The organism is Pseudoalteromonas piscicida (genome assembly GCF_002744175.1).
Taxonomy (GTDB): Bacteria; Pseudomonadota; Gammaproteobacteria; order Enterobacterales; family Alteromonadaceae; genus Pseudoalteromonas; species Pseudoalteromonas piscicida_B.
The window spans coordinates 81,494-92,173 of sequence record NZ_NKHF01000056.1 but is presented as its reverse complement, the minus strand read 5'-3'; the positions used below and the strand labels follow the sequence as shown (position 1 = coordinate 92,173).

The following is a 10,680-nucleotide window of genomic DNA, read 5'->3' as shown; positions in this document are numbered from 1 at the left end:
TTAGTTTTTTACGGGCAGTCGCCATCGCTTTTTCCTCAATCCTTTGAGTTCAGAGTTAGAGCGTAGACGACATCTAATGAGCTTGCAAATTTGAAAAAAGTTGAGGTGGGTGTCAGCTATTAAATTCTATTAAATTTGATGTTCGAAGGATTTGCCAGTGAGTGCATCTTCACCGCACAAAAATGCACGGCGTACGCAGCGTGAGATACAGTGGTTGTATTTGGTGTCGGCTAAACTAATCAGTTTTTTGGGGGCAGTAGCCATCGCTTTTTCCTCAATCCTTTGAGTTCAGAACTAGAGGGCAGACGACATCGAAGAGGCTTGCAAATTTGAAGAAAATTGAGATGGATGTCAGCTATTAAATTTCGAGATGGATGTCAGCTATTAAACTTCGAGATGGATGTCAGCTATTAAATTTGCATTAAGTTTCGGCTGAAAAAGCAAGTGTTGTCAGTACCGCTCTATTTTGTCTTAATAAAATCAAACAAGCTAAAAACGATGTGGACGCAGTATTAGGCCCACATCGTGCTAAGGGGACTAATCGCAGCTCACTGTTGGTGTGCTATCAGTTGAGATTTTTATCTCAGATAGTGCTATCTCAAGCACTCCCTTAGTTGCAAGCTCAAAAGGAACGACGGTTTTAGTGAAGTCCATACCTCGAGCTTTAAAGCAGTTGAGATTAATGCTGAGTGATTGCCATTGGGCTTGCGGCATTGCTTGAAGCTGCTCGGCAATATCCACTTTTGCAGTGCAGGAGCCATTTTCGTCAGCTTCGCCTTCACAGCTCATTGCAATCCATACTGGTTTATCGGGCTTTGCAGCTATTTTTACTTTAAAAGCCAGTGCACCGTCTGTTGGAATACTTGGACTTATATCTTCTCTAAAGTAGCTTTCGCTAGCGAGCCTAAAACCGCTGCTCCGACTACCGTCAAAAAGTAGTTGAATAGCATCTTCTTGCACTTCTCTATCGGTTGTGCGGTAGCTGATACCACCAAGGGTATGAGTATTGGCATTGATCGCTTGGTTTTGGGCGCTGCTGTATAAGTGGCCCTGCCAAGGTTTATTGATTGACCTTACAAGTAAATCTACGCCGCTGCCTAGGTTTGCTGGGGTTTCAATTTGCTCGGTTAAGTTATCACTAAGCACATTTTTATCTGCATAACTTAAGCCAAAGCCATAAGGTAGAAGCGGGTCGTAATGTTCATCTTGGTAATTAACGATTTGTGTCGGTGTTTTTGGCCAAGAATAGCTCAGTTTGCCAGTAAAGTCGTACTTAGCCTCGCCATTTTTGTCTGCGAGTATCACGTCGCTGATGCCGACTCCCTCTGAGCCTGGTAACCATGCGGCCACAAATGCATCTGATGCGTTGAGTTCAGGGTTTACCCACATTGGACGACCGCTGATAAAAATGGCAACGGTAGGGATACCTGCTTGTTTAAAGCGCTTTAGCAATGCAAGATCGGATTTGTCCGACGGTTTGTATTCAAGAGTTGCTCTATCGCCATGGCCTTCCGCATAAGGATCTTCACCAAATACCACAATGGCAACATCGGGCTTGTGTTCAAAATCACCATCTTCACTTAGCGTAACTGTACCACCAGCGGCTTCGGCTTGTTGCTTTATACCATCATAAATAGATGTGCCTCCGGGGAAGTCGTCGTTGGTATTGTTAGTACCCTGCCAAGTAATACTCCAGCCGCCAGATTGTTTGCCGATATTATCGGCGCCATCTCCTGAGAGCAAAATATGTTGATTGGGCATAAGTGGTAATAATTGACCTTTGTTTTTCAGTAGTACCAAAGATTCACGTACCGCTTGACGAGCAACGTCGCGATGGGCTTGTGCTCCAATCAGATCTGAATTGCCAGCTAATGGACGTTTTGCAGGGCTTGGCTTGTCGAACAAACCTGCACGCAATTTAACTCTCAAAATACGGCTCACGGCATCGTCAATTCGAGAATGCGCAATCTCACCGCTTTTCACTTGTGCTAGTGTATTGTTATACAGTGCTTTCCAGTCGTTTGGCGCCATCACAATATCAATACCAGCATTAATGGCCTCTGCGCAGCTATCGTTAGTACAGCCTGCTATTTGTCCGTGACCATTCCAGTCACTCACCACAAAGCCGTCAAAATTCATACGTTCTTTTAGCACTTGGGTGAGCAAATAATAGCTACCATGCACTTTTTCACCGTGCCAGCTGTTGAAAGAAGCCATTACCGACTGTGCTCCGGCTTCGAGGCCGCCAACATAGCCCTGAGCGTGGAGTGCAACTAATGCTTTTTCAGAGGCAATGTTGTCGCCTTGGTCGTCACCATCGACTGTGCCGCCATCACCGACAAAATGCTTTACTGTGCTGATCACCCGATTATCACCAAGAAAGTCTTTATTTGGCGCGCCTTGTAGGCCTTTTACGATGGCGCGAGAGTAAGCTTTTACAATATCTGGATGCTCAGAATAACCCTCATAAGTACGCCCCCAGCGATCATCACGCACCACTGCAACTGTTGGGGCAAAGATCCAATCAATGCCTGTAGCCAGTACTTCTGTTGCGGTAATTTCCGCGATGCTTTCAATCAGAGCAGGGTTATTTGCAGCGCCAAGGCCAATATTGTGCGGAAACAAAGTTGCGCCAATCACATTATTGTGGCCATGAACTGCATCGGTGCCCCACATAGTAGGGATAGTGCTGCCATCTAGGCTATCGTCAACCGACGCCTGATAAAGTGCCTCTGCGAGCTTAACCCAATCTGCAGGCATCGCGTGTTTGTTATTATACGGGAATGCGCCACCGCCATTTAGGTAGGAGCCAAATCCGTATTCTCGCATTTCAGCTACTGTAATATTACGAATTTCAGGCTGGATCATTTGTGCGATTTTTTGCTCTAGCGTCATCTTTGCAAGTAATGCATCAATTTGTGCTTCAAGATCTTCATCTTGTGCGATGGCAGGAGTCAACGCGGGCCAGTTCTCAACTTGGCGAGTGGGTTCAGCCTCAACATGGGACTGCACTTTGTTCTCGCTGCATCCTGTTAGCGCTGCTATTGCAACCGCTAGGCTTAGCATGGTTAGTTTGGTTTTCATATTTTAGTTACTCTTGAAACGCTGAGGTGTTGCACCTTTTAATCCAAAATAGGCGATGTAGATATAGCATAAAGCAGGGAGTAAAAATGACAGCTGAAGATTAATTCCATCTGCCAACATACCCTGAAGTAGTGGGACGATAGCGCCGCCAACAATTGCTAGACAAAGAATGCCTGAACCTTGCGCCGTTTGTTTTCCTAAGCCGTTTAGCGCTAGGCTAAAAATAGTCGGAAACATCACTGAGTTGCAAAGTCCAACGGCTAAAATACTCCAAAGCGCAAGCTGCCCGCTGCTAAATACGGCGATAAGTACCAGCACAAACGCACATACTGCATTGAATGCCAGCACGGTGCGGCCGGAAATTTTTTGCATAACTAATGCGCCAATAAAGCGTCCAATCATGGCACCGCCCCAGTAGTAAGCAATCAGCTTTGCAGCCTGGGCCTCTGTCATGTTGCCGATGTCAGGTTGATGTAAAAAGCTAACCAGGGTTGAGCCGATTGCTACCTCTGCACCCACATAAACAAAAATCCCAATAGCGCCGAGTACGAGATGTTTGTGCTGCCAAGCTTTGGTTTCTCCCGTCGTGATAGCCTCAGTTGTACTGCTTAATTGTGGCAACTTAATAAAGGCAAAAATTAAAGCAAGTACGGCTAGCATTGTCGCTAACATCAAGTAGGGAAGTTGTGTGGCACTGGCATTGCCTACTTCCACAGCACTGCCTTCACTAAATATCAGCATAGCACCAAAGAATGGTGCAACTGTGGTTCCTAGCGAGTTAAAAGCTTGTGTCATCGTAAGTCTAGCCGGAGCCGTTTCTGGTGAACCGAGTACGCTTACAAATGGGTTGGCAGCAACTTGTAGTATGGTGATCCCCGCCGCTAACACAAACAAAGCAAATAAAAATACGCTGTAAATACCGCTTTGTGCCGCAGGGTAAAACAGCAAGCAGCCCACTCCTGCGGTGAGTAGTCCCGCTACAATCCCTTTTTGGTAACCTATTTTGCCAACCAACTTACCGGCAGGTACAGAGACCACAAAATAAGCGCTAAAAAAGCAAAATTGGATCAGCATGGCTTGGGTATAGTTAAGTTCAAACGCCCCTTTGAGGTAGGGAATCAAAATATCGTTTAAACATGTAATGAAACCCCACATAAAAAACAATGAGGTTAGGGCGCCCAAAGCAAATCGGTATTGGCCGCTTTGGCCTGCCGTAGCTGCTGGTGAAACTTGAGGTTGAGACGGTACGCTCACAAGAAACTCCTAGTTGATTTTTTTTGGTAAAGCGCTTACATTTATAAAAATGAAAGCGCTTACATTTTATTTGATAATTGCAGAAAGCGAGCGTGAATTCAAATAAAAAATGTTTTTGTCTATCACAGAGAAGCAAAAATACACTTGCAGATTGGCGTGAAGACACAACTTGGAACGGTTAACCATGAATAAATTTATCCTGCCAAAACACTCGGCTATGTTACAGGCTGACTATATTTTCGGCGTTGCGACTTCATCATTTCAGATTGAAGGAGCTAGACAGGCCCGTTGCGAGTCTATCTGGGATAGATTTTGTCGTGTCGATGGTGCCGTAAAAGACAAGAGTAACGGCGATACAGCCTGCGAACATATCGCGCGGTGGCAACAAGACGTGGAGCTTATTCACAGTTTAGGGGTAGATGCCTATCGTCTTTCAATCTCTTGGCCGAGGGTGATCAATGACGATGGTACGGTAAATCTGGCTGGCCTTGGATTTTATCAAGCCTTGGTGGATGAGTTGGTGGCGAAAGGACTAAAAGTATTCGTTACGCTCTACCATTGGGACTTGCCGCAAGCGCTTGAAGACAAAGGCGGATGGTTAAACAGAGAAACAGCGGTGGCGTTTGCACAGTACAGCGAAGTTGTATGTAAGGCTCTTGGCGAGAAGGTCTATGCCTACACAACGCTAAATGAGCCGTTTTGTAGCGCTCACCTTGGCTATGAAGTGGGCATACACGCTCCTGGTATACGCTCGCAATCGGCAGGGAGGCAAGCCGCGCATCACTTGTTATTGGCCCATGGTTTGGCGATGCAAGTATTGAGAACGCATTGCCCAAAGAGTCGTCATGGTATTGTCCTTAATTTTGCCAATGCCGATGCTGCATCTGACAGCCCAAGTGATATCAAAGCGGCAAAAATCGCAGATGATTATTGTAACCATTGGTACATTAAACCTATTATCGACGGCTGCTACCCAGCGTTACTTGCTCAACTACCAAAAGATGTACAGCCCGACATTCAGGCTGGGGATTTAGAGATTATTAGCGCACCCATAGATTACTTGGGTGTAAATTACTATACCCGCAATATTTATAAATCCGATGGCAATGGGTGGTATGAGCAAGTCGCGCCTACTGCGAGTCACCTCACTACCATGGGGTGGGAAATAGTGCCAGACTCGTTTTGTACATTACTGCTAGATTTACACCAAAAATACCAATTGCCGACGCTATATATCACTGAAAATGGCGCGGCTTTTGAGGACAAAATAGCAAACGGTGAAGTGCTTGATGTTAAAAGGTTAGACTATTTTCAATCTCATCTGTTGGCTGTCCATCAAGCAATAGAGCAGGGCGTTGATATTCAGGGCTATTTTGCTTGGAGTTTAATGGACAACTTTGAGTGGGCAGAGGGGTATACGCAACGTTTTGGCATTGTACACGTTGATTATAACACCCAACAACGAACCTTGAAGGCAAGTGCCAAAGCGTATCAAGCGATGCTGGAAGCACGTCGTGAAGCGCTCTAAAGTTATGCGCATTTTGCATTAATATTGGTATAGTGCGCAGATACAACTGACGGAATAAAAAGTAATTACATGGCAACGATCTACGAAGTTTCAAAAGCAGCTGGTGTATCATTAGCCACCGTATCGCGAGTGATGAACGGCAACGCAAAAGTGAGCGATAAAACCAAGGCTAAGGTGCTCGCTGCGATGTCTGAACTGGGCTATAAGCCCAATGCTATCGCACAATCTTTGGCTTCTAACCGTAGCAACAGCGTGGGCCTTATGGTATCTGAACTGCATGGTTCTTTCTTTGGTGACATGATGAGTACCATAGAGAACACACTCAGAACAGCAGGTAAACATGCCATTATCGCCGCAGGCCACAGTGATGCAGACAAAGAGCAACAAGCCATCGAGTTTTTGCTAGACAGGCGATGTGACGCACTAATTGTTCATGCAGAAGCGGTCAGTGATGAATACCTCATTGAGCTCGCGGAGCGAGATGTTGAGCTGGTGCTGGTGAATCGTCATATTCCAGAGCTGGCGGAGCGTTGCTTTTATACTGATAACGAACTGGGTGGCTATTTGGCGACGGAAGCCCTCTTGCAGCGCGGACACCAAAATATTGCCTACATTAGCGGGCCGCTGTTTAAGCTTGATGCCAAAGCACGTTTGGCTGGCCATAAGAAGGCGCTGGCTGAGTATGATATTGCGTTTAACCCTTCCCTGACATTCGAGGGAGGGTATCACGAAACCGATGGTATGGCAGGTTTTGCTCATCTGATGCAAACTGGGCTGCCATTTTCTGCATTAGTGTGTGCTAACGACGAAATGGCATCAGGAGCGATGACTGCGGCAAGGGAAGCTGGACTCAATGTTCCCACTGAGCTGTCGGTGGTGGGGTTTGATGACGTGTTATTTACCAAATACCTCTATCCAAAACTCACTACCATAGATAACCCAATCCGTAAAATGGGCGACGCTGCAGCGCGCTGGGTTCTCAAACATGTGTATAAAGAAAAGCATCAACCCGATGTCGAAAACCTCTATCCACCAACTTTGATCTTGCGCGATTCTATCGCCACAAAAACAAAAGTAGAATAACTATGACCGGCCTTACGATTTCTAGTGCAGTGAAGTACACCTTAATTGTATCGTTAGGCGGGTTTATTTTTGGTTTCGATGCCTCGGTGATTTCTGGTGCCATTGGCTTTATCGGCGAAGCCTTCAAGTTAACGGCGTGGCAGCAAGGAATTGTGGTGAGTGCTCCAACTCTTGGTGGCTTGATAGCAACATTGATGGCAGGGCCCGTAGCTGATGCAATTGGCCGTAAACGTACTTTACTAATGACGGCTTGTCTTTATTTTGTTTCTGCGATCGGGTCGGCGTTAGCTCCTTCTTTCGAAGCCTTGGTGCTCGCGCGCTTTGTGGGTGGGATGGCATTTTGTTCGCTCATGGTCGCGCCGATGTATATCGCTGAGATCAGTCTACCCGAGCAGCGCGGAAGGTTAGTGTCTGTTAATCAGCTTAACATTGTAATTGGCCTAGTTATTTCCTATTTCACCAACTATTTTTTGCTGCAACTGAGTCATAGTGACGTTGCTTGGGTAACAAGCTGGCATATTGATACTCAAACATGGCGTTGGATGCTTGGTGTTGAAGCCATACCTGCGTTAGCTTGGGTGTTATTATTGTTGTTATTGCCTCGTAGCCCTCGATGGTTGTTGATGAAGCACCAAACCGCAGAGGCAAAACGTGCGCTAATTAGCCTATTTGGCCGCAGCCAAGCACAGCAGCAGTTTGTCTCGATTACAGCAGCACTGCCAAACGCGCAGCTTAGTTCTGTGTCGATAGCCAGCAAACTAGGTCGTTTATTCAGTAAACGCATGCGTATTCCATTGATTGTTGGCGTTGTGCTTGCAGTCGCGCAACAAGTAACGGGCATTAATGTGGTGTTTTTCTATGCACCGACGATATTTGAACAAAGCGGTATTGGGACGGATGCTGCTTTTTTACAAGCCATTTGGATTGGCCTTATCAATGTGCTATTTACCATAGTTGCACTCCTGACTATAGATAAAATTGGCCGCCGACCCTTATTGTTGACGGGCTTAACAGGTATTTGTTTAAGTATGGCTCTGTGTAGCTGGGGATTTAAGCAAGCGACTTATCAACTCAATGATGCAGGGGTTATTGCTATCCAGCAAAAGACAACAAATTTTCCAAGCCAAGCGTTAACGCCAATTGTCGGTCGGACTTTTCATTCCGATGTTGAATTTAACCAGGCCTTACAGCAGCGACTAACGGCAGATGAATACAGACAGCATAAATCTAGTATCTTTGCTCAAAGTATCACTATGCCAGCAAAGTGGGTGCTATTTGGTATTTCTCTTTTTGTTGCCTCCTTCGCCATGTCGCTGGGACCGGTGATGTGGGTGATGTTTTCTGAAATTTTTCCCAACGCAATCAGAGCGGTTGCCATTTCTGTGGTGGGTGTCATTAATAATGCGGCTAGCTTTACGGTACAACTTGTTTTTCCGTGGGAGCTAGCATATTTGGGTGCCAGTACCACTTTTTTACTTTATAGCGTGTTCTCCATAATATCTTTTGCTTTGGTGCTTCTATTTGTAGAGGAGACCAAAGGGAAGACGCTTGAACAATTAAGTGAGTTTTGCGGTGAAACGATCGATTCAAAAGTAGGGTGAATAATTTTCGATATTTCTATGGTGGATGTCATTCGTAATTGGTGGGTGTCATTCGTAATTGTCATTAGTAATTGTCATTAGTAATTGTCATTAGTAATTGTCATTAGTAATTGTCATTAGTAATTGGTGTGGGTGTCATTCATCATTGTTGGGTGAGTTCTGCGGTAAGCAAGTGATTCAAAGTAGAGTGAATAATTTCAATGTAATTTTTTTGTAAATAGATTTTAATATTTGAGTCCTATTATCTTTCTTGGACTAGTCCAGAAAATCATTTTAAAGGAAAGATAATGAAATTACCCGTGCTTAGCAGTGCATTATTTGCGCTTTTATTCACCACAAGTGCTGATGCACTTGAAAATAAAGTATTATTGATTGGTATTGATGGTTTGCAATACGAAAAAATCGGCAGCAATCACACCCCAAATTTTGACCGCCTATTTCTGACCAAAGCCTATACCGGTGGGATCTCAGCAACTCAAACCCAGCAAAGAACCAAAAGCGGCCCAGGTTGGGCTACGATTTTAACGGGAGTTTGGGTGAACAAACATCAAGTCCCAAGCAATGACTCTGGTTTGGCGAACAAAGCCTATCCTAGCCTTTTCCGTTATATCGCCGAACATGATGACAGCGCCGATATCTCGAGCTTTAGCACGTGGGGGCCGATCCATACCCAATTCTTCCGTAATGACCTCTCTTTGATAGACAGAAGATCGGAAGGAGGCAGTGATGATGATAATTTGAATAAAGCGCTGACGACGTTAAATACTGGCTCACCAGACTTCGTTTTTCTACATTTAGATGAGCCTGATGCCGTGGGGCATAGCTTATGCTTTGGCTCTGCCTACAATAGAGCGGTAGAAGATGCTGACAAGCGACTAGGTAAACTCCTTGATGCCGTTGAAACCAGAGAACAAAATGGTGAAAACTGGTTGGTGATGGTTACTACCGATCATGGTCGCACGCCAATTGTTGGTTGTCACCACGGCGAGCAAACAGAGCCGGAAAAAACGATTTTTATCGCTTCAAACAAAGTGTTGAATAAGGAGTTTAGTTCCAAGGCCGTTAACCCTGCTAATACGGACTTCTCCGGTTTATATGGCTACCCAGCGCAAACTGCAATTGTACCAACTATCTTATCCTACATGGGAATTGACACGGCAGTGCAATCGGGCTTTGAAAGTACGCCACTGTATGGCGACTTAGGGATCCGTAAACTAAATTATGCGAATAAACTCTTTACCTGGATAAATGATGCGAATGTGCAAACTCGGGTTTATCGCAATAACCATTTGGTTGAAACATTGCCTGCAGGTGTTTCGCAGTGGCAGGACCCACAACCAGCTTCTGGCATCAATAACTATAGCTTCGAACAGCAGGGCGTATATGTTGGCTACCGAGTGACTGAACTGAACTTAACCGCGGCGCACCAGTGGCACAATAGCAAAAGCTACTTCTTTTCTGAGGATGCACGTTATTGGCGTTACGATACGGTGTTAGATAAAACTGATGACGGCTATCCGTTGTCGGTGAATAACAGCAATTGGCCTGGCCTTGAGCAGTATGCAGCGCAAATTCAGGCGAGCTTTTACAAAGACAGTGATACGGTATATTACTTCTTGTCTACAGGACAATACCTTAGTTATGACGTGCAAAGTGATAGAGTTCGAGCCGGTTACCCCAAAACAATAGATAACAATACGTGGCCGGGGCTTGCAGCATACGCAAATAAAATAACAGCAACGTTACGCTGGACGTCTGACAAAGTGTATTTTTTCCTAAATAATGGCCAATACCTACGCTATGATCTAGCTGAAGATAGAGTTGATAGCGGATATCCTCGAGCAGTTAACGACAACACTTGGCCGGGAATGGGCGCCTATGCGAGCAAGATCAGCGCAGCATTAAAGTGGAACGGTACACGCGCTTACTTCTTTTTAGATGACGGTCGTTATCTAAGGTATAGCATAACATTAGATAAAGTAGATGCGGGTTATCCTAAAGCAATCGACAACGGCACTTGGCCAGGGTTGCAATAGAACCGATAGGGCTCATTGGTTTTTTAGGGACTGATTAGGCGCACGCCTACACTCCTTTTTTCATCCTGTTTTTTCCTGTTGTAGCGATTTTTCA

Annotated in this window: 6 protein-coding genes and 1 pseudogene; 4 read left to right on the top strand and 3 right to left on the bottom strand. The window is 45.3% G+C overall.

The window, feature by feature from the left end:
- Positions 1-135 precede the first annotated feature (135 nt).
- From CEX98_RS12995 to CEX98_RS12985, 3 genes and pseudogenes are all read right to left on the bottom strand, one after another.
- Positions 136-264, bottom strand: a pseudogene (locus CEX98_RS12995) (transposase); the annotation flags it as partial.
- Positions 265-537: 273 nt separating this feature from the next.
- Complete coding sequence (locus CEX98_RS12990) at positions 538-3,084, bottom strand: glycoside hydrolase family 3 protein (protein ID WP_099642487.1); 2,547 nt, start codon at positions 3,082-3,084, stop codon at positions 538-540.
- A gap of 3 nt (positions 3,085-3,087) precedes the next feature.
- The gene (locus tag CEX98_RS12985) at positions 3,088-4,338 is read right to left on the bottom strand and encodes a sugar MFS transporter (RefSeq protein WP_099642486.1); all 1,251 of its coding nucleotides are present in this window, start codon (positions 4,336-4,338) and stop codon (positions 3,088-3,090) included.
- Between the two features lie 184 nt (positions 4,339-4,522).
- On the opposite strand from CEX98_RS12985, the gene CEX98_RS12980 reads away from it, so the two are divergent.
- From CEX98_RS12980 to CEX98_RS12965, 4 genes are all read left to right on the top strand, one after another.
- Positions 4,523-5,866 carry a GH1 family beta-glucosidase gene (locus tag CEX98_RS12980; protein ID WP_099642485.1) on the top strand — a complete coding sequence of 448 codons (1,344 nt, stop codon included), beginning with the start codon at positions 4,523-4,525 and terminating at the stop codon, positions 5,864-5,866.
- 69 nt (positions 5,867-5,935) lie between these two features.
- The gene (locus CEX98_RS12975; protein WP_099642484.1) at positions 5,936-6,949 is read left to right on the top strand and encodes a LacI family DNA-binding transcriptional regulator; all 1,014 of its coding nucleotides are present in this window, start codon (positions 5,936-5,938) and stop codon (positions 6,947-6,949) included.
- A 2-nt stretch (positions 6,950-6,951) separates the two neighbouring features.
- Positions 6,952-8,550 (top strand): sugar porter family MFS transporter, encoded by a 1,599-nt coding sequence (locus CEX98_RS12970; RefSeq protein WP_099642483.1) that lies wholly within the window; start codon positions 6,952-6,954, stop codon positions 8,548-8,550.
- 287 nt (positions 8,551-8,837) lie between these two features.
- On the top strand, positions 8,838-10,586 hold the full coding sequence (locus CEX98_RS12965) for an alkaline phosphatase family protein (RefSeq protein WP_099642482.1): 1,749 nt from the start codon (positions 8,838-8,840) through the stop codon (positions 10,584-10,586).
- The last annotated feature ends 94 nt before the right edge of the window (positions 10,587-10,680 follow it).

Bases quoted from the DNA above. Each gene is read 5' to 3' on its own strand.
- CEX98_RS12990 (WP_099642487.1), bottom strand. From the start codon at position 3,084: ATGAAAACCAAACTAACCATGCTAAGCCTAGCGGTTGCAATAGCAGCG.
- CEX98_RS12980 (WP_099642485.1), top strand. From the start codon at position 4,523: ATGAATAAATTTATCCTGCCAAAACACTCGGCTATGTTACAGGCTGAC.
- CEX98_RS12975 (WP_099642484.1), top strand. From the start codon at position 5,936: ATGGCAACGATCTACGAAGTTTCAAAAGCAGCTGGTGTATCATTAGCC.
- CEX98_RS12970 (WP_099642483.1), top strand. From the start codon at position 6,952: ATGACCGGCCTTACGATTTCTAGTGCAGTGAAGTACACCTTAATTGTA.
- CEX98_RS12965 (WP_099642482.1), top strand. From the start codon at position 8,838: ATGAAATTACCCGTGCTTAGCAGTGCATTATTTGCGCTTTTATTCACC.